The following is a 22,646-nucleotide window of genomic DNA, read 5'->3' as shown; positions in this document are numbered from 1 at the left end:
AAACCGCTCCACTGGTTCCGGACAAAGCCCCTCAGCGCACTGCCCTCATAGGCGGTCAGTCCAGGGTTATAATAACTCTGGAAAAAGTTGAACTGGCTGATATATTTCCTCGACTGCCCCTGTACCAGCATAGGTGCAGACAGCAGCAATATCAATGTATAAACTAAAACCTTTTTCATTTTACCGCTTGGCTTTCTCTTTGCAAAACAATTATTCATTTCTCGACAATAGCTTTTCATTATCTCAACAGGTTAAGGATTCCCCTACGTACCTTATCGTCCTCACTGGATTCTATCACCCAGAAATAGGTACCAGGTGCCATTTCCTTGCCCTTATAGGTGCCGTCCCATCTTAGCTCAGGGTTCTCGGTATAGAAGATCCTGTTGCCGCTCCTTTCAAAGACCATGATCCTCACGCCTGTCTGGTACCTGAGCTCCTCAACACCCCAAGTATCATTCCTGCCATCTTCGTTTGGACTGAAGGTATTGTACACCTCGATATCGTCAAGGGATTTTCTCAGCCTGGTGATGGTGAAGGATTTCTGAACGATATTTCCATCCGCGTCCGTTACCTGGACCATTATATCGAACGAAGTCCTGCCCGCCAGTGCTTCCTGGCTGTCCCAGTACAGGCTGTTGCCTGAAAGGGAGAAATGGCCATTGTCCGCTGATCCGGAAACAAGCTCCAGAACATGTTGGTTATCCACTGGGTCCACCACCGTGATACTGCCTATCGCTACAGGGCCGTTCTGGGCCTCAAAACTGTTATTGTCAAGGACAAGGTCCGCTGGGGCAGGCTTGGCATTGACGTGCACGAACATGAACGGTACGGGTACATCCTCGGCCAATACCGTACCCGGAAGTTCAAGCAGCCCGGTGATGCGGTAGGCTCCCCTTGCCCTGGTATCTATCGGTGAGGTATTCCAGTTCACGTTCAGGTTGATCAACTCATCCTGCTCGGTCCTTACCAGTACCGTTTCAGGAAGCATGATGCCATCCACGGCCACTCCCCAGTCAACGGTAACCGCAGCAGGTTCGTAGACCTCTTCGATCTTCCTGCCCTGTATGCTGAGTGTTGCCGGCTGGTAAACGATATTATAATTCTCCCCTGCAGACAGGCTGCCCAGCTCAATGGCATAAACTCCGATGTCTTCTCCTACAGCCCTGCTCAGGCTGCCACTAAGGATGCTTTCATCGTCACCATTGACAAAACCGGAAGCGGTATAGCTCAATAAAGGATCTGCGGTACCATACACCTTGGATTTATCATCAGCAGTAACTGTCAGGGCTGCTGGGGTAATTGCAAAACTGCCATCGATATAGCTGATGGTATAGTTACCGGAAGTATAACCGGAGGCAGTGATCGCATAAGTGCCCACATCCTCTCCTGCTGTTCTGCTAACATCCAGAGTGCCGCCCAGGGCAGTCTCATCATCGCCATTAACAAAGCCTATATAAGAAACCGTTAAACTTGGGTCAGTATCTCCGTAAACCTTGGACTGATTATCAGCAGTAACTGTCAGGGCTGCCTTGGTGATTTCAAAGCTGCCGTCTACATAGCTGATCGTATAGTTGCTAGAGGTATAGCCTGAGGCAGTGATTGTATAGTTCCCTACATCCTCTCCAGCTGCACGGCTTATATCCAATGTGCCGCCCAGGGCAGTTGCATCATCACCGTTCACAAAGCCGGAATAGGAAACGGTCAAGGCTGGATCAGCTGTTCCATAAACCTTGCTTTGGTCATCAGCAGTTATCGTCAAGGCTGCCTGCGTGATCTCAAAGCTCCCGTCCACATAGCTGATGGTATAGTTCGAGGAAGTATAGCCTGAGGCAGTAATCGCATAAGTGCCCACATCCTCTCCGGCTGCTCTGCTCACATCCAGTGCGCCGCCCAAAGCAGTTTCATCATCGCCGTTTACAAAACCGGAATAACTCACTGTTAAACTTGGCTCAGTATCTCCGTAGACTTTGGATTTATCATCAGCAGTAAGTGTCAGGGCTGCCTTGGTGATTTCAAAGCTGCCGTCTACATAGCTGATCGTATAGTTGCTAGAGGTATAGCCTGAGGCAGTGATTGTATAGTTCCCTACATCCTCTCCGGTTGCACGGCTTATATCCAAGGTGCCGCCCAAAGCAGTCGCATCATCGCCGTTTACAAAGCCGGAATAACTTACCGTTAAGCCTGGATCTGCTGTTCCATAAACCTTGCTTTGGTCATCAGCAGTTATCGTCAAGGCTGCCTGCGTGATCTCAAAGCTGCCATCCATATAGCTGATCGTATAGTTCGATGAAGTATAACCGGAGGCAGTGATCGCATAAGTGCCCACATCCTCTCCGGAAACACGACTCACACCCAATGTGCCACCCAAAGCAGTTTCATCATCGCCGTTCACAAAGCCTGCATAGGAAACGGTCAAGGCTGGATCAGCTGTTCCATAAACCTTGCTTTGATCATCAGCGGTGACAGTCAAGGCTGCTTGGGTAATTTCAAAGCTCCCGTCCACATAGCTGATGGTATAGTTCGACGAAGTATAACCGGATGCCGTGATCGCATAAGTGCCCACATCCTCTCCAGCTGCACGGCTTACATCCAATGTGCCACCCAGGGCAGTCTCATCATCGCCGTTTACAAAGCCTGCATAGGAAATGGTCAAGGCTGGATCAGCTGTTCCATAAACCTTGCTTTGATCATCAGCGGTGACAGTCAAGGCTGCTTGGGTAATTTCAAAGCTCCCGTCCACATAGCTGATGGTATAGTTCGACGAAGTATACCCGGATGCCGTAATCGCATAAGTGCCTACATCTTCTCCGGCTGCACGACTTACATCCAATGTGCCACCCAGGGCAGTCTCATCATCGCCGTTCACAAAACCTGAATAACTCACTGTTAAACTTGGCTCAGCATCACCGTAAACTTTGGATTTATCATCAGCGGTAACGGTCAAGGCTGCTGGGGTAATTGCAAAGTTGCCGTCAACATAGCTGATCGTATAGTTGCCAGAGGTATAGCCTGAGGCAGTGATAGCATAATTGCCTACATCCTCGCCGGCTGCTCGGATCACATTGAATGTACCGCCCAGGGCTGTTTCATCATCGCCGTTCATAAAACCTGAATAGCTAACGGTCAAGGCTGGATCAGCTGTTCCATAAACCTTGCTTTGATCATCGGCTGTTACTGTTAAGGCTGCCTGCGTGATCTCAAAGCTGCCGTCCATATAGCTGATGGTATAGTTTCCAGAGGTATAGCCTGAGGCAGTGATTGTATAGTTCCCTACATCCTCTCCTGCTGCACGGCTTACATCAAGCGTTCCGCCCAGGGCAGTCTCATCATCGCCGTTCACAAAGCCTGAATAACTTACTGTTAAACTTGGGTCTGCTGCTCCGTAGACCTTGCTCTGGTCATCAGCCGTTACCGTCAAGGCTGCTTGGGTAATGTCAAAGCTGCCGTCCTCATAGCTGATGGTATAGTTTCCAGAGGTATAGCCTGAGGCAGTGATTGTATAGTTCCCTACATCTTCTCCTGCTGTTCTGCTAACATCCAGAGTGCCGCCCAGGGCAGTTGCATCATCGCCGTTTACAAAACCTGAATAGCTAACGGTCAAAGCGGGATCAGTTTCACCGTAAACCTTGCTTTGATCGTCCGCAGTTACCGTCAGGGCTGCTTCGGTTATTTCAAAATCCGCACTTGTAAAGTTGACCTTATAGTTAGGTCCTGCATCAAGGGTCCCAAGGTTAATTACATAGGTACCTGCATCTTCTCCTGGAACTCTTGAAAGAGCTCCAGTCAGAATCGAAATATCATCTCCTCCTTCAAAGCCTGTGGCAGTAAAGGTATAAACAGGATCCCCCTCTCCATACACCTTGCTCTGTCCTGCATCAACAGCTATATCCAACACTTTTGGAACTACAACAATTGTAACAGCGACATTCACCTGGGCATCATTTCCATTGACATCGCTTACCGTATAGGTGATATTATTGGCACCCTCATCAGTTCTGTCGAATAAAGTTTGGCTCAATACCTGGGACTGGATTCCACAGGCATCGGTAGAACCTTCATCAATCATAGCTGCAGTCAAGTCAACCGTTCCAAAGGCATCCACATTCAGCGTAATAGCTGATTTGGCCACAATGGTTGGTGCAACTTCATCACGGACCGTTGTGTAAGATTCCCAGGAACTGGTGTTCCCGGCTTCATCGGTAGCATTGAGGATAATCGAACCGGTACCGACATCCGAACAATCAAAGCTGTCTTGGCTTAATGCCAAGGTAATATTCGATTCAGAAGTAATATTGTCTGATACATTCAACAGGATATCGCTGGGGACCAAAGAGGCATTCCCGTTGGCATCCAGTTGGATGATAGGGTCTTCCACTGCTGCAAGTGGAGCGGTATCATCAATTACAATATCCAGGCGATTCGAATTAGCACTCTCATTTCCAGCCAGGTCAACGGCTTTAGCCACAAAGAATGTTAGACCCGTACCTAAGGCAGGTCCATAGGTATAAGACCAATTTCCAGATGCATCTACAGGAATTTCAACCTCGCCCAAATCAATATTAAATAAAACCAGGGTGGAGTTGGGCTCCGCTGTTCCTTGAATTGTAGGGGTCAAATCATTAGTAATATTATCCGAATCAGACACTCCAGAATCAGATGCAGGTGCCAGATCCGGTACACTTGGAATAGCTGGAGCCTGGGTATCAATAACTATATCCAATACACCAGATACTGCCCCGATATTCCCTGCCAAATCTGTAGCATAAGCGGTTAATTCATAAGTGCCATCTAAAAGAACAGTACCAGTATAACCAAACGTCCAGTTTCCTGCTCCATCAGCAGTCGTCGTTCCAATATTTCCAATACCTCCAATACTTAAGCTTACCATTGAACCTGGTTCTGAAGTACCACCAAATATCAGTGTATTATCGGAGGTGATATTGTCTGTATTACTGACTCCGGTATCATCTGTTATACCACCTTTGATTGGACTATCTGGAGACATGGTATCAATCGTTACACTCAAAGCAGAGGAAGCTATCCCTGTATTTCCAGCTAAATCAGTAACTATTGCAGTGATGTCATAAGTGCCATCGGCAATAGCACTTGCAGGGGTAAAAGTCCAGTGCCCCGCTCCGTCAGAGGTAGCTGAACCTAATTCTGTTGCATTGGCATAAAAAGTGACCGTAGCGTTTGGTTCTGTGAACCCGGTAAATGTCGGGGTATTGTCAGCGGTAATATTATCCGAATCGCTCAACCCAGTATCACTTGCTGGAGTCAAATCAGGAGCACTTGGTGCTGAAGGCGGGTTTTTATCCAAAACAGCAGAATTATCAGAGGTATTATTCCCATTATTTCCACCTGCATCCTGAAGATAAACTTCTACAGTCAAGAGTCCATCAACCAAAGAACTCACATCAACATTGACAACTTCGTTAAGATCAACTACTGCTTTACTACCGGTAACAGTGGCAGTATTGCCATCTCCACTACTGGAAATGGAATAAAATAAAGTGGTGCCTATTTCTGCATTAGAGACTGTAAAGAATGTATTTAAGGCCTCAGTAGAATTGATCAAATTATCATCCCAAGCCACTGTATATCCCGAAGGAGGGAAATCATCATTCAAAATCGTGACTGTAGCAATATCTGAAATATCCACAGCCAGACTGGTACCGGCTAAATTGGATTGAGAAACAGTTAAAGTTTCATCCACTTCCTGTACTAAATCAAGGGTTGGCGTCACAGTAAAGGTCTGGATTTCACCTGAGGTACCTGCAAAGGTTAAGGTTTGACCGGTCACGGCAGTGTAGTCATTGTCGGCAACAGTGGCCGTACCATCAGCAGTGCTTACATCTATTGTAAATCCACCTTGGACAGCATTGTCTAATGTGGCCGTTAAGGTTATTGCTCCATCATCTTCATTTCCGCTCACTTCTGCTATAGTAACTGCGGCTGCATCATCATTCAGAATTGTTCCTTCACCAGTAAAATCTCCAATTACTATTCCTGTCCCCGTCGGGTTAGACAGGGTAAGCGTAAGCGTCTCATCTAGCTCCACTGTTTCATCACCTGAAATACTTATATCTACAGTTTTACTCGTTTCTCCTTCTGCAAAACTTAGTGTGCCATTTGTTGCTGTATAATCAGATCCGGCTATCGCTGATCCATTGGATGTGGCATAATCAACTGTTGCGCCGCCTGCCGATGCAGGATTATCCAGACTTACAGTAAAGGTTAAGGTAGTATTCCCTGAATTTCCTTCTGCTATGCTTGCGTCGTCTACAGAGACAGAAACCTCAATTTCCTCGGTACTCAGTGCAATTCCATAAACGCCACCTGAGGAAGCATAAGGTATTATTTCCGCTTTACTAGTTCCGTCCAAATTTGCCATTCGGATTCCTGCTGCTCCATGATATACTTTACCTGCTTCCAAATCAAGATCCATTCCTAGCGAAGTTCCATAATTATATAGAATTTCAATGTTGGATCCATCCATATCGGCTCTTCCTAACTCATCATTATCCGTAAAATATAGTTTACCATTTAAAGCATCTGCCTGAACTGACCATGGAAAGCCTGTTTTCGAGACCACAACTTCTATATTCGTACCATCTAAATTTGATCTGAAAAATTTATCTGAATAATAACCACCCCAATATATTTTGTTGGTGTAATTGTCAACCCATACCCCAGTAGGAGCATCAGCTGATGCAACTACATCTTCCACATTGGAACCATCCAGGCTGGCTCTTGCAATTTTATGATTATTATATTGTGTCCAGTATATTTTGTTATTAACCAAATCTAATGCAATTCCAGTTGCTTCAGCTCCGGAAACGATGGTTTCTACATTGGATCCATCCAGATCCGCTTTCAAAATATCACCGCTGAGCTCATTGAAATATAGCTTCTGATTTTCGTGATCAATACGAATTCCAAAGTATGGACCTGTTGCAATTGTTTGTATATCCGAACCATCTAGCTTAGCAGATTGAATCTTTTCACGATTAGCCCAATAGATCCTGGTCGCTTTTTTGAAATCGTCATTGAAAATCAATCCTGTTCCTGTAGCATCTCCAAGCGCAATTCCTGTTCCGCTAGGATTGCTAAGAGTCAATGTAAATATTTCACTGGCCTCGACTTCAGCGTCTCCAGAAACAGGCACATCAATCGTCTTACTGGTTTCTCCAATTGCAAAATTCAAGGTTCCACTAACATCGGTATAATCCGATCCGGCTATCGCAGATCCATTGGAAGTGGCATAGTCAATTGTCGCACCTCCTGCTGGAGCCGGAGCATTTAAAGAAACTGTAAATTGAAGGTTGGTAGTGCCGGCATCACCTTCAGCCACCGAAACATCATCGACTGAAATTGAAATCTGCGGCTCTACATCTATGTTAATTGTACCAAGTGCCCCTCCTACTAGTCCATCAGACCCTGTTAAGTCAATACTTCCGGCATTATCTCCAATTACCCCTGGATTGCTGGTAAACTTAATAGAGGCTGGATCACTCAGGTAGGTATTTAAGTCTGAAATAGTACCTGATGTTTTCCATGATCCAGGAACAGTCTGGTTGACTGTGATACCAACTCCAGGATTAAATGAAAGGGTGCCTCCCAAAGCCAAATAGGAAATATCCAAAATATCATCAACTGCCGCATCTGGATCCCCAAAAGTAGTTCCTGACAGATCTATATTGCTTGCTACTCCCTCAACCACAGCAATATCCGTCGGAAGCCCTGTCATGAAAGGAGGATCACTAGCCAATTTACTTGCAGTAACCTCGACTGTAGCACCAGTATTATTGTAGATATCTGTCAGATCAACAGAAAGTGTAATTGTGCCATCGTTCATTCCACTCAGATCAATATTGGAAATGGTTTGATTGGCTGAAATTATCGTTCCTGATCCCGAAACACTACTTCCTCCAGCGGAGGACACAAATTGATAATTATAAGTCGTACCGATTTCGGCATTGGTGAAACTGAAACTGACATTGGATGAAGTGGATGGAGTAATCGGATCCTGATTAATTTCTACGGTATAATCCTTCGGTGCAGCCAAATCTTCATCCTTGATGGTCAAAGTCACCTGATCCGGGCTGCCTTTAATTCCATTGGTCGGAGCACCCATATCAATAATAATGGTCTCATCTCCTTCTTCTATTCCATCCAAAAGGGATTTCACCCGAATACTGTCCATGGTTTGTCCTGGAGATAGGGTAATCGTGGCACCAGTAGTTTCATAATCGGTTCCTTCAACCGCCGTTCCTGAAAAGCTTAAAGGGATAGTTATTGACGTTCCTACTACTGCATCAATTTTCCCCCTAACAAAAGCATAACCGCCACTTTCATCAGTAATAGGATTCCAATAATCCACTACTTCGAGCGAAACAGTTGGTGCGGTATCATCGTCAATAATTGTAAATGTTTGCTGTTGAACCCCATTTTCAACCCCATTCGTCACAGAATTAATATCAATGATGATGGTTTCATTCCCTTCATACACGGCATCTGGAAGATTGGTTAGATTTATGACGCCAGTAGTATTCCCGGGATTGATGGTAATTGAAGTTCCAGATACCGAATAATCCAACCCAGACCCAATTGCTGTACCGCTGAAACCTAAGTTCACCGTTACTGGAGCTCCAAAAATATTGGAAAGGGTGGCTTTGATTTCGGTTGTCGTGGTAATGGCTTCATTTTTTGACGTTGGAGTAAGGGAAAGTGTCACTGTTGGAACCGGATTGACATTTAGATTCGCAACATAATTCCCTGAACTATTAACCGTTCCATCATTCACCTCAAATTGAAATGAAGTATTGGTAGAGCCATTTTGAATGTATTGAAGATTCCCAGCATCCAGGTCGGCTTTACTGATTTGGTCATTGACACTGACTTCCTCTCCTGAATCATTTTTATTATTGTCATTAAGATCCAAAAACAAAATCCCTGAAGCAGGCAAAGATTCAATCAAAATATGACCAAGCGGATCACCGTCAAGGTCTGAATATCCAAACATTGATGTTGAAAAAGCATAAGTCAAATTCTCATAAGGGCCATTGGCAGCTGTAAAGCTGGAAGCAGTAGGCGGAGTATTTGTGATGATTTCTCCCCTAAATGCATCAATAAAAGTACCGAAGAAGTCATTCGAAGTAATACTAACTTCAGTGACTATAATGTTTGAAAAATTTAAGGTTGCAGATTCTGCCCAGCCTACAATTTGGGGAGAGCCAACCGCATTTGCTCCATGATATCCTTGGACTGTAACAGGATTACCTGTTTCATTATTTATAAAAATACTAGTGAAAATAAAAGGATTCCCATCTTGCCTTTTAATGATTACTCTTTCAGTCTTATCATCTACATTACTGGAATAAAGGTCAACCGATGGGGAATCCGCTTCTCCATTTCGGCCCGACCAATCGAAAACCCCTCCATCCCTATCCCCCCCAATAAAAATAAAATCAAACTGAACATCAGCTAGTTTTTTGGTGAAATTTGAAGAACGGACAATATTATTATCGTTAAAATTTTCTTCAAAAGACTGACCCAATAAAGATGGTATTGAAAACAGGAAAATTAATAAAGTGGAAATCCATTTTAAATGGTGATAAGAGTAAAATTTTTTCATGGAATTTAAATGTAAAATCAATAAGACGTCAGTTTTTTTGGACGCAGCCATATTCTGTGGAAGCCTATTTCAGCGCTTTTGGTAGTTTTACTGCAACACCATGGAAACCGCATGAAATAGCTTTTTGAAAGCTGAACCCAGCGTGGAATAACTCCATTTTTTTAACAAAAAATTGGAGAGCTTATTCGGAATTGAATCCATCAGTTTTTTCTAATTGTTGAATGTTTTCTTCTATCTCTCTTTCCTTTTTCTCAAAAAAACAGTAGACCAAAAATCCAACTACCACCAACAGTAAAATTGCCCACCAAAGGATTGATTTGCGTTTTGACATTTGAGAACAAGTTGAACTAAAGGGTTAAACATAGTTCCAAGCTTCCAAAAAATGACATTCTGGGGCGTTACAAAAGCGTTACAAACGAAAAAACAGGCCTTCAGGACTCAGAAACGAACTTTTCGAAAAATTGGGAAGCTGAAAAATCTTTGGGCAAATCCAGCTTTTTTCGGATTCTATACCAGGTCACACGAAGAGATGCCGGAGAAACCCCCAAGGCATTTGCGATTTGGCCTTTTGGAATTTCCAATTTGGTAAGAAGCAAAAAACGAAGTTCGGCTGGTGAAAGAGAAGGATATTTTTTTTGCATGTCTGCAATCAAACCAGGAAAAACTTTGGCAAATTGCTTCTGAAATGAGTCCCAGTCTACCTCTGTCAAAATAGTACTTTTCTTAAGCTCATCCAGTAATTTCTGCTGCACAGCTGTAGGCTGTGATTTTTCCAGCGACTGAATAATTCTAGAATTATCATTGATTTTATTGAGGTAGGTTTTCAGCTGGCTTCTGGCATTTTCCAATTGCAGATGCGTCTGCTCCAGCTCAACGGTCTTCAGCTTTCGTTCTGCTTTGTTTCGTCCATCCTGAATTTGATATACCACCAAAAAGACAACCAACAATAATATCAAGCCTCCAATAATAAAATTCCGGGTCATTTTATTTCTTTTCGCCTCGTCTTGTAGTTTTAGAATTTCCCTTTCCCTTTTGCTAGCCATTACTTCTTGATTTGCCCTCATTAGCTTGAGAGCACTGAATTTCTCACTAATTCTTTTTTGGAAAATAAGGGCAGAATCCAGGTAGGCAGTTGCCAGCTGGGGATGATTCATGGCTGCTTCCCATTTGCTCATGACAGGATATAGCTTTGCGAACCTATCCGTTTCTCCTGAGCGGTGGATATAATCTTCGGCCTTTGCAATATAACCCTTGGCTTTGGATAGATTTCCCTGCTGTACATAGAGGTCTGCCAAAGGAATACATGAGCCCACTGCCAAACCAAAATCTTTAAATTGTTCTGCTATCCGGATGTCGGTTTCTAAATAGGGAATTGCAGCATCAAATTCCCCTCTGATAAAATGGTTAAATCCCAAATTTCCGGAGGCTATCCCTACCCACTGTTCAGAAGTGGAATCTGCATGCACCAACAAGCGTTCAAAATAATAGTCTGAACTATCCAAATTGCCGATTTCACGGTAAGAAAGCCCCAGGTTATTGAATGAATGTCGATAAGCGTAGATATAAAATTCATCCAATGGTAGCTCCGCCACTCTTCGAAAATAGGAAATTGACTTATTATAATCTCCGAAAAAAAAGAAATCATTTCCGATTTGCTGGAGGAAGATGGCTTTGTCAGGAAATTCTTCAATGGTCATTTTACTGATCAGCTCATCTAGGAGAAGGTGCCAATGAATGGATTTTTGAAATTCCATATCCCCCCAATAAAATCCTGCGATGGCATTGGCAGCTCTACTGGCAATATATTGAAACCCTTTTGCTTTACTTTCCTTTTGAACCTGTATCAACAGATCCACCGTTCCCAATCCATTAGAGACTTTATAAAAAGCTTCCAACAGATCTGCTTCCATCAACAAGTTAGGATCCTTTTCTTTTATTGCTAGTTCACGCATCCCTGCTATTGTGTCAGCAAAAGCTTTGAAAGGAAGACCGCCGTCACTGGCACTAAGATATAAATCAGATAATATCTCCTTTTGCTCAATATGTGGTTTATGAAGCAACTTGGAATATTGGGCCTTGCCCTGAGTAGAAATCAGTACCAATAAAAGGGATACCAAAACAAAACCCTTCAATTGGGTTGATCGGATGAAAAACGCCAAAATTATTCTTTTAAAAATCCAACTCTTTATGAAAGGTGCAAGAAAATAAAAAATCCCGAATTTCCCTCACTTTTGCAATGGGTGCAATTGATTATTTTAATCCAAATTTCCGGCTCCACCTTTTCCACCCCCACTTCCCCCCTCAATGTTGTTAAGTTAGACACATATGGACACAGATAAACATGGATAATATTAGTAATAAAGATTTTCCTTATTACACCAGTAAACTCATTTCTCACAGCCTGTCCAGATTTATCGGGAGATTCCACAGATCTATCTGGCTGAAGACAGGTTTGCACGAAATAAAATATCGTTTCTTTGGATTTTCATGTTCTTACTGAAAGAATACCTTATTTACAATAAGCTACTGGTGTCTTTGCGGATATACAGATAAATCATTTATCTGCGGTTAATTTCTCTCTTAACTTAATAGCATTGCTGCCCCCCTTCTCCCTTACATCTTTCTACCATATACCTAGGGGATGTCTTGGGGATACGTTGCCTTCGGGTAAATTAATTCTTGGAAATGTTATATATTTCAACAATCTAACGACAACGATAAAATCCGTAAATGGGAATTGCAAATTCCCAGGATATTTAGGTGAAGTGATATACTTTGCCCAGTCGGAGGACTTCAATTTATGAGAGGTCCATACAATCATCAGTTATTCTCTTCCCATTAATAAATCATGGAACATAACTTTCTTTAGTTTTTCTTTCTGCGACTATCAACTTAATTCCATTTATAATTATAGTGTCCTTGGTTAAATCAAGATCCGTGTGTATTCCCCCTAATCCATAAATTTCATTTAGGTCATATACCACCTTCAAATTATGATTATCCACCCAATTAACAACTACCATTTCTGGTGGTACATTGAATGTCGTAAGTTCGTCATCATAATCCTCTTCTCTGAGGATAGATTTATACTGTCTGTAACCTCTAGCACCCACATCTAATGTATAATATACGACTGCAATTGAACTATCGGGTGAATACAATTTCTTGTTAATCTTTATCGCATTATTGTCTAGGTAATGAGGATTCCAATCAAAACGGCAACCTCTGGTTATTAAAACCCCTAAGATCATTAAAATCAAAGCCGTAAAGACAAAAGTCTTAATTTTAGCCTTTAAGTCCATATAATCCGTACCTAAAAAGGCCAATCTAAAAATTTGTTACCATATCTCTCTTTTCTTATTTAAAATCTCTTGCCATTTGTTTGATTCTGCGAATTCCCTAATTATGTTGTTTCGCCTTATTAAAAGGTCGGTCATGTACTTTTTTATTATAATTTTGTCTGCAAATACTCCTAAAATGCCTAGTGGAGATTTATAATCAAAACGGTCTGTCATTAAAGTTCCTTCATCTGTAGTTTTAAAAAAATGTTCATGTTTGAAGTATCTGAATATTCCATTTTCTTGCTCATCAATAAAGAAAGTTGGTCTTTCGAATTGCGATACTTTCGATGTAAGCGTTTGATAGATACCAAAATGTTTTGCTCTCCATGTTACCATTTCATTTAATTCAATTAACCCTGCAGTTCTTCCGGCAATTGCTTCCTCATTAGTATGTTCAGTCGATATTTTATGAAGATCAATACTTCTGGATAGATCAAAAACAATTTCAATGTCAGCTTTTATGTGGGTTTCAAGATTTATAACTGGCATGGAAATTTTATTTTTAATTTAAGATACGCTTAGGGCATTTTTTACCAATAGATAAACACATTACTGTCGGCAATAAACAAATCTAATGGACCATCCCTATCCTATCGCTTGGTCTTCAACCTATGTAATCCTTATCCCACACTTTTTATCAATTTTTCTATCCGCTGTCGAGCTTCCTGAATTGTCAGACCATGTTCCCATTCTTTGATTAGTTGGTGGTCAGCTTGATGAGGAATAATTTCAGGTCTGATTCCATTGCTTTTTGTTACAACATTAACATGAAGTCCAAGTGTACTTTCATTGTAATCCTCTATTTCATTGCTTATCATTCCAAAATATAATTTTCCCCCAATATTATCTTTAAATTCTGATTTGTAATCATTAAAACTCTTTTCGCTCAATGAAACCCAAATGCCATAATCTAAATCTTCACAAGCGTCATTGATTTGTATCCTTAGGTTTGTCCTAATAAACCGATCTACTTGTTCAGGGTGATTAATTATACAAAAGTCATCATTTATTTCTGCCAACTCTTGCTTGTCTTGCTCGCTTAGAATATTGTAATAATAGGGAAAGGGAAACCCAAAAGCAGGTAATTCCTGATGGACTATTCCGCAAATTGGACATTTAATATTTTTCTTTTTCCAGAGCATCTTAGATTACAATTGCGGATTATTAGTTTTATATGACCTTCATTTAGGAGAAAAAAGTTAATGTATTTGAATATAGCAATGACCTTAGGAATTCCGAGTAGACCTAAAGGTTGTCAAATTCGCTGTAATTCCGTTAACAAAAGTTGAGGGCGCATTATTTTTTAAATATACTTAATTGCTACTGCTGTGATACCATGCTCCTCAATGTTTTTTAGGTATAAAAAACAAAAAAGCCTTCAAAACACTCGTTTTAAAGACTTTTGGAGCGAATCACCTCCCTTTTTGTCGGAGTATTGCCCCTTTAACTTTGATAATTACTAATTGCCTAAAGACCTTAATAAATTTATTGAACCTCTATTATAAATTCATCTTTATAAACAGTCTACTTTTTGCTGACCTCAAGCAATTACAGTCCCATAAGCCTAAGCTCCTCTAAGAATTTCCCACCTACAATCCCAACACTAATTGTCTTTATAAAAAAAATTGGGTAAGTACTAGTAGTAAATGGGGAAGTGGTTTTGGGATCAAGAAAACATGAAAAGATATCACAATGCTGCAATCAAATTCAAGCAATTCTATAACATAAACACTAATCCTAAATAAGAGTAACATTAAGAATTTAAATTCCCTGAAACCTTAAAACCACTTACCCCATTATATTTGACATCAATTATTCTCGTTAAAATTAAATTTCTACAATGACTGATTTAATTTACTTTTCAATCCACATACAAGGATTGCCGAGGATCACCTATGACAACTTCAAAGGGAGAGGCAGGCAATCCCCTTTCATTGATCAAATTGGCCTCTGTTGGATTATTTGCCCAGGCATAACAAACCTTATTGGGTTGTATAATACCCGAGCAATCCAAAATAACTTTCTTACTTTCAATCTTAGCATTTACCCACTGGTATTTTTGTCCCTTTCCTGCTACTGCGAACCCTTTGAGTTGTTTACCATCTTTTGTATGTATTCCTTTCCCTATCTCATTGAATCTAAGAATTATTTTACTTCCCTTCACTTTTACCTGTTTTAAAGCAGGGCCCGAAAAGGGACCATCTTTTTCACCATAGGCTACTTTAAAAGCCTGTAAGGCCAATCTTTCCCCTACTGTCTTTTTATCCAATGGATGGATATCATTGGCTTCACCCACATCTATGGTCACTGCCATTCCCGTATGGGGAACCTTTAAGGTCTGTCTTTGGGCTTCCCTCAGCTCAGGCCAGTTTCCTGAATGTGGGTCATCCGTAGGAGCCATAAAATTAGGAAGTTGTACAAACAGAAAAGGTAAATCTGGTATCCCCCAGGATTTCCTCCAGCCTTCAATCAAAGAAACCATTTGATCCTCATATTTATGAGGCTGACCAGCATTGGATTCCCCTTGGTACCAAAGCACTCCCTTTGCTGTAAATTCTTGTAAAGGAGCTATCATAGCATTATAGAGTCCTAAAGGCTTAAATCTAATAAAAGTCTGTCCTGGCATAGGTGGCATAACTGCCCCTTGCTTGTAGCTCCAGTCATTTTTCAAGTCGATGATCTCCTCTCCCACTTCCAGTTGGTAGGGCTTATCCTTGACAAAGCCTCCTCTGCCCCGCTCATTGATCACTCGGACCACCAAAATATTCTTTCCAGGTTTCAAAACTCCTCTAGGAACCTTATATCTTCTGGGAGGGTACTGATAAGCAGTAGTCCCCACTAATTCGCCATTGATATATGTCGAATCACTGTCCACTATGGTTCCCAAAAGTAACTTTGCCTCTAAATCTCCTACATTTTCCGGCTCCAGAAAAAATTCCTTGCGGAACCAATACACCCCATTTTCGGGACGTTTCCCATTTTCTACCGGAAACATATCCAATCGCTTCATTTCGTTCCACTTTTCTGGATGGTATTTAGCATCAAGCCAAGTCAGGGCCTGATCCGCATACCCCTTATCTTTTTTCCTTACTTCAAGATGCCAATTCCGCATATTGTCCCGGTCCTGAGTTTCTATCTCTTTGATCAGATTTGGGTTTTGAAAACGAACGGCTTCCTCGTAATCCTCAGGAAAACGTTTAAGCTCATTCTCCCTGATCCATGATTGAATCGGTGAGCCTCCCACACTGGCATTGACCAAGCCTATTGGAATCCCATATTTCCGGTGAACTTTTTGTGCAAAAAAGTAAGCCACAGCAGAAAACTGTTTGATATTTTCCTGATCCGCAGCGACCCAATTCCCTCCCTTTAAATCGAGTTGGGGAGTAGAAAAATCATAGGCATCCGGCACATCAAAATAACGTATTTTAGGATTGTTCGCATTTTTTATTTCATCGGGAAACATCGGAGCTACCCTTGCCATGGTCTGCTCCATATTTGATTGCCCTGAGCAAATCCACACATCCCCCAGCCAGATATCCTTCAATGAAATAACACTAGCATTTCCGGAAATTTCCATCACATAGGGCCCTCCTGCCTTCATCGCCGGAAAAACCGCTTCCCATTTTCCATCACCACTAGACGTAACAGCCTTGCTTTTTCCTTCGAAATCCACTTTCACCACCTCTCCGGCATCTGCCCAACCCCAAATACGGATTTCTTGATCCCTTTGTAGGACCATTCCATCACTAATCAAATGTGGCAACTTCACCTCCGCAAATCCCCATTGAACTTTAAGGACCAATATTATAATTAGACAAACAACTGAACTTCTATTCAAACAGATTTTCATCTCCTTTATTGATTAGTTATTCTAAAAAAACTTTCCTCTGGTCCTAAATAACTATCTTTAAGCCCCCCAGTGTCCACCACTATTTTTTGGAACACTACGCCAGGGTCCACCAACCATATCTTTATTTGGTGCTTTCCAGGCTGATTGATATGGTGCTTACTGCTTTTGATATTGATACTCTCGCCGACCCATTTGTCCCAAGTTCCAGGTTTTTCATCCTGATGCATGGAGATGATCTGCGGTTCCTCCCCATCAATGGAAACTCCAAACCTTAGCCCCTCTACTGTATTTTTATAATTCAAGGTTGGCGACAGATAAGTGTGGATAGTAATTTCACCTGAAGATGTAAAATAAGCATCAAATGAAATATGGTGCTTGAGATCATTTGTATTCTGAGTTTCATAGGCCACTGGAAAAGCTGTAACCGCAGAACCGGTTTTACCCAAACCAGGAATAATCTGCCAACTCACCGGCGTGATCTCTTCTTTCGAAGTAAAATGATCTGCTTCCATCGATATATAACCGTTGCTCTCCACAAACCCCGTAAAGTCTTCAGGCACTTCAAAACGGTTAACAGGAACCTGTATTACCACTTTTTCTTTGCCAGACCTGATACTCAACTCTCCTTCCGTTGTTCCATAAGGAAGTTTTTCCCAATCTACCTTTATGGTCAACTTCTCTTGCTCATTAAGGCTACCATTGGCCTTATCCAGTATAAGCCAATTGGGCTTCTTTTGGACCTCAAATTGGATAGGTGATTTACCACGATTAAAAAGCACAATATGATTGTCATTAGTTTGGTAGGGACTCATATCTTCCAACACTAATTTCTTGTCTTGCGGATAAAACATCCTTCCTTCTGATAAAGCGACCCCTAAACCTCCCGATACAGGCAATTCTATGCGTTTTACTTCCGGCATGACATTGGCTTTTGGCTCTTGCCAATAAGTATAGCCAATATGGTTCTGGTCCATCATATGATTCCATTTACCATCCGAAAGTTCCTCGTTATAGTAGCGAGTTAATTCCGCATCGCGAGCAAACAGCTCTTCCACCTTTTTCGCCATATCATTGGTCAGGGCACGGCCCTGTTGAGCATAAAGCTGGTTTTTAGCCACTTCCAAATACATCTCATGTAAATTGGAACAGGCTAGAACTGGAAACAAAACCAATTGATAATAAGCAGGTTTGTATTGTGCTTCCAATTCCTCATAAATAGTGTGAGCTTTACTGACTAAAACCTTATAATCTGCTATTACCCTTTCGGCTTCTTGGTAATGGCTAAGGCTGTAGGTGTACTGATCAAGCATTTCTGGCGTCCTCCTGCCATTGTACTTTGTATATAGGTCCAGAATCCCGGCAATTTCTTTACTGTATTTCTCTCCAAACTGCTTTCTCGCCCATTCCTTGGTATATTCGGGTAGTCTTTCTGCCGGCCACAAGTTGGGATTCCAGGCATAATCCAAAAAGAAGCTAATGGGTAGTTCCATTGGTTTGATATCCCCCACATTGACAATCCATATTTTATCCACTCCATGTTTATAGGTCAGGTGCATTTGTTCCCAAATTCGCGGAATAGGATTGGTATTGAGCCACTTGTAATTCCTGGGGCCGCCTACGTAGTCAAAGTGATAATACATACCATAACCACCGGAATGCTGTTTTTCACCAATTTTCGGCAGCTTCCGGACATTACCCCAGTTATCATCGCAAAGTAACAAGGTCACATCATCTGGTACCCGCATACCCTTGTCATAATATTCCTGTACTTCTTTGTATAAGGCCCAAACCTGAGGTGTCTTATGTGCTGGCTTTCCGGTGACCTCTGCAATGATCTCACGCTGGTCCTCAACTATCTTTTCCAGTAAAGCCACATTACTTTCCTCACTCATCGCCTCGTCACCATCTCCACGCATCCCAATCGTCACCAAACTTTCGAGGCTTCCCATCCGCTCTATACCTTCTTTCCAAAACTGCCTTAATTTCTTATCATTCTTGGTATAATCCCATTCACCTTCTCCATGTTTGGCCCAATCCACATGGGCACGCATCAAAGGCTCATGGTGGGAAGTACCGATAACCACACCATATTTATCTGCGAGTACTGGATTAAGAGGATCATCTTCATATAAGGATCGCCCCCACATGGCCGGCCAAAGAAAATTGCCCTTCAACCTTAAAATCAATTCATAGACCTTTTCGTAGAACCTATGGTTAAATCCACCGAATTTCTCATGGGCCCATCCACTTAAAGCTGGTGCTTCATCGTTGATAAAAATACCTCTGTACTTTACCGCCGGACTTCCCAAACTATACCTTCCCTTTTTGATAAAAATAAACTTGTTTTGCTCTATGTGGACATCTGCCCACCAGTTCCAAGGACTGACACCTATTTGTTGTGACATCTCATAAACACCAAAAATTGTCCCCCGCTTATCACTCCCTGCAATCACCAAAGCTTCCTCTAAGCCCGGAAATGGATCTTGAATGGTCTGAATGACAAAGTTTTCCCATTTACCACCTACATCGCTAATGTCTAATTTATGGCTTTCAATCAATTCATTGATTAAACTACTTTCCCCAATGGTACCGATAATTACAATTCGGGACCGTTCTCCTTCTAATTTATCCAATAATTTTGGAGAGGCTCCGCTAACTGCTTGAATATCTTTTAAAAAATTATCAGTCGCTATTTTCACACCTTCATCAGCTTCACTATCCAACAAAATAGCAGAAGGACCATTTGTACCAACCAATTCAAAACCAAAATCATTTGATTCAAAACTAACTATCTCCTCCAATTGTCTTGCCTTCAAAGAAGGTATGGCAAGTAAAAGTCCAAACCAAATGAACAAAATTGACCTTTTATTAAATACAAGCATATATTTTTATTCAATCATCATTTAAAATCCTGGAAAATGACATGCTATTCATCTTTTCTTGAAGAAAAAATCAGGAGAGAAACTCTCCTGATTTTCTGTTATGTATAACCCTATTTTAACCCAAACCTTTCTATGGTTCAGTGTTAATGTTTTTAATCCAATGGATATTAATTCTTTTTAGTTGCTAATTAAATCACCTATTGCTTAGCTACTAATTCCTTTATTTTTTGTTTCTCTATTCACTGGCTGACCTCATATGGTTTGCAAGTGGCAAACCCCATGTAAAACCTCCCACAAACCATTATGAGGACCCAGTATTTTATGATCCATTATTTTTTAATAGGATCAATCATTTCTATACTACCATCTTCCAAATGACGAAGCGGGCTCATCTTGACATTCCTTAAATAATTCTTATTTGATAGTTCCGTGTCATGATAGAAAATATACCACTGTCCCTCATACTCAACAATGGAATGATGATTGGTCCATCCTTGTACTGGATTCAATATTACCCCTTGGTATGTAAAAGGACCGTATGGATTATTTCCCGTGGCATAAACGATCTTATGTGTATCGCCCGTTGAATAAGAGAAATAGTAAGTTCCTTTATATTTATGCATCCAAGAGGCTTCGAAAAATCTCCTTTCATGATCCCCAGCTGTTATAGGATTTCCTGACTTATCTAAAATGACAATATCTCTCGGAGCCTCATTAAATTGCAACATATCATCGCTTAGCATGGCCACTTTTGGTGCAATAGCAGGCTCATCATCTTCGGGTTCATCATCATATGGACTATCCCCTGTTGAAACATATTCACCAGTTCTCCATTTTTGCAATTGACCGCCCCAAATTCCTCCCCAATAGATATAATATTGACCATCATCATCCTGAAAAACAGACGGGTCCATACTAAAGCTACCCTTCATCGGAGCCTCCTCAGGCAGGAATGGACCTGCTGGATCATCTGAAACAGCAACTCCTAATCTGAATAAATCCTCATGGTCCTTAGCAGGAAAATAGAGGTAATATTTTCCGTCTTTTTCTGCTGCATCCGGTGCCCACATCTGCCTCTTAGCCCACTTCACATCACTGACATCCAAAACCTTACCGTGATTAACCACCTGACCATTCACACTATCCAAGGAAAAGACAAAATAATCCTTCATATTATATTGTGCCCCGGAATCATCTTCCTCCACTTTAGATTCCACATCATGAGAAGGATATATATAAATATCACCATCAAAAACATGAGCTGAAGGATCTGCAGTGTAAATTTCCTTGATCAAGGGCGGGTTTAGAAACTTAACACTTTCCTCAGTCTCTGAAATAAACTCCTTTTTTGTCTCAACTGAATTTCCACTTCCACATCCAGAAACAATGCCTCCTGCAATGACAACAAGCGTGATTAATATTGGATATCTCATGATTCCTTTAATTGGTTTATAGGTTTGATATAATAGTCCGTATTCGATATATTCAAATTGATCAAAGCATTGCTTCATCTTGATCTTTGAGAATTTTAATTTGTTTTATCACTTCCTCCTTTATGGAGTAATCGTTTTCAAATACTAAGGGATAAGCAGTCCTGCCTCTGATGGGCCAATTATTTAACCAGCTATCCTGGTCACGTATTCCCCAGAAGGTCACCCTGGATATTGCCCACCTGTATTTTTGGAACAATTGGAAAAGTTCTAAATAACGTTGGGCCAATTTTTCCTTGATTTCCTCAGGAATCCCATTTTTCAAGGGATCATATTGTGGTTCATAATCAAAATTATCATCGATATCAGCACCACGCCTATTGGTGGGATTAGGCAATACATCAATATCCAACTCAGTAATCATTACTTTTAAGCCCTGATCCGCTATCTTTTTTATGGATGCTTCAATTTGCTCTAATGTTGGGGTTTCAAGCCCATAATGCCCTTGCATTCCTACCCCGTCTATAGGCACACCTTCCGTCTTCATTTGTTTCACTAGGCCTATCACTGCATCTATCTTTCGAGGTTTCCAAAGATTATAATCATTATAGTATAGTTCAGCCTCCGCGTCTACTTCCTTGGTCTTTCTAAAAGCCATTTTGATAAAATCTTTACCAATTGTCTTATACCAATTAGACTTGCGGTATTCTCCATCATCTGTAAAAGCTTCATTCACGACATCCCAGCCATGTATTCTACCCTTATATCTTCCCACTACAGTTTCTATATGCCCTTCCATACGCTTGGCCAGGGCATTCCTGTCCAGCAATTCTCCATCAGAATTTCTAAATACCCATGAAGGCGTTTGATTATGCCAGACCAGTGTATGTCCTACAGTAAACATATTAAGCTGTTCTCCTAACTCAACATATCGATCTGCGGATTCAAAAAAATAATCATTAGGTCTTGGGTGAACTGATTGCCACTTCAATAAATTTTCGGGACTGATACTGTTAAAATGCTTAGACAGTACTTGCTTCACCTTATTATTATCGACATTAATGTTCCGTAAACTCAATGCCGATCCTATATAAAAATCATCTGTAAATACCTCCTTGAAGCCAAGTTGGTCATTTGTGCTAAAGCCACTCAATAAAATAAATATTAAACCGACTAAAGAACTTCTTTTCAATAAAGCACTCATCATATGTAATACACGATTATTATTGGGTTATCATTGATCTATCCAAACAAAACACTTTTTTATCATCTGGATACAAAACAAACTTAAACCAAACAAAATCAATTTAAAAGTATCACAAACACATACAACAAACTGTAAATCAACAGTTTAAATAAAATCACTCGCTTAAATATCAAACAGTTTAAAACTACTGCCCCTTATAAAAACTTAGCTCATATTACCTATAAATGAACTTTTGGTGAAAATTACTAAACAATATAGTTAAGAAGCATTGACATCAATTGCGCTTTAAACAAAACACT

At 41.1% G+C, this 22,646-nt stretch carries 10 protein-coding genes; all 10 read right to left on the bottom strand.

Annotation, left to right across the window (positions count from 1 at the left end):
- Nucleotides 1–238 precede the first annotated feature (238 nt).
- Nucleotides 239–9,637 (bottom strand): MBG domain-containing protein, encoded by a 9,399-nt coding sequence (locus H7U17_RS09980; RefSeq protein WP_186756552.1) that lies wholly within the window; start codon nucleotides 9,635–9,637, stop codon nucleotides 239–241.
- Between the two features lie 181 nt (nucleotides 9,638–9,818).
- Nucleotides 9,819–9,968 (bottom strand): hypothetical protein, encoded by a 150-nt coding sequence (locus H7U17_RS09975; RefSeq protein WP_186756551.1) that lies wholly within the window; start codon nucleotides 9,966–9,968, stop codon nucleotides 9,819–9,821.
- Nucleotides 9,969–10,068: 100 nt separating this feature from the next.
- A complete protein-coding gene (locus H7U17_RS09970) occupies nucleotides 10,069–11,796 on the bottom strand; it encodes a tetratricopeptide repeat protein (protein WP_186756550.1) in 1,728 nt (575 codons plus the stop codon).
- Nucleotides 11,797–12,483: 687 nt separating this feature from the next.
- A complete protein-coding gene (locus tag H7U17_RS09965; RefSeq protein WP_186756549.1) occupies nucleotides 12,484–12,939 on the bottom strand; it encodes a hypothetical protein in 456 nt (151 codons plus the stop codon).
- A gap of 36 nt (nucleotides 12,940–12,975) precedes the next feature.
- Complete coding sequence (locus tag H7U17_RS09960; protein ID WP_186756548.1) at nucleotides 12,976–13,467, bottom strand: SRPBCC family protein; 492 nt, start codon at nucleotides 13,465–13,467, stop codon at nucleotides 12,976–12,978.
- A gap of 131 nt (nucleotides 13,468–13,598) precedes the next feature.
- Nucleotides 13,599–14,120 (bottom strand): DUF2199 domain-containing protein, encoded by a 522-nt coding sequence (locus tag H7U17_RS09955; protein WP_186756547.1) that lies wholly within the window; start codon nucleotides 14,118–14,120, stop codon nucleotides 13,599–13,601.
- A 719-nt stretch (nucleotides 14,121–14,839) separates the two neighbouring features.
- Complete coding sequence (locus H7U17_RS09950) at nucleotides 14,840–16,828, bottom strand: sialate O-acetylesterase (RefSeq protein WP_186756546.1); 1,989 nt, start codon at nucleotides 16,826–16,828, stop codon at nucleotides 14,840–14,842.
- Between the two features lie 5 nt (nucleotides 16,829–16,833).
- Nucleotides 16,834–19,710, bottom strand: coding sequence for a glycosyl hydrolase 115 family protein (locus H7U17_RS09945; RefSeq protein ID WP_186756545.1), 2,877 nt, complete (start codon nucleotides 19,708–19,710; stop codon nucleotides 16,834–16,836).
- 329 nt (nucleotides 19,711–20,039) lie between these two features.
- On the bottom strand, nucleotides 20,040–21,143 hold the full coding sequence (locus tag H7U17_RS09940; RefSeq protein ID WP_186756544.1) for a glycoside hydrolase family 43 protein: 1,104 nt from the start codon (nucleotides 21,141–21,143) through the stop codon (nucleotides 20,040–20,042).
- A 61-nt stretch (nucleotides 21,144–21,204) separates the two neighbouring features.
- Complete coding sequence (locus H7U17_RS09935) at nucleotides 21,205–22,347, bottom strand: endo-1,4-beta-xylanase (protein ID WP_186756543.1); 1,143 nt, start codon at nucleotides 22,345–22,347, stop codon at nucleotides 21,205–21,207.
- Between the last annotated feature and the right edge of the window lie 299 nt (nucleotides 22,348–22,646).

This window comes from Echinicola salinicaeni, assembly GCF_014280965.1.
Lineage (GTDB): Bacteria > Bacteroidota > Bacteroidia > Cytophagales > Cyclobacteriaceae > Echinicola > Echinicola salinicaeni.
Note: the sequence above shows the minus strand (reverse complement) of the source record. Positions and strands in the feature narration are given on the sequence as shown.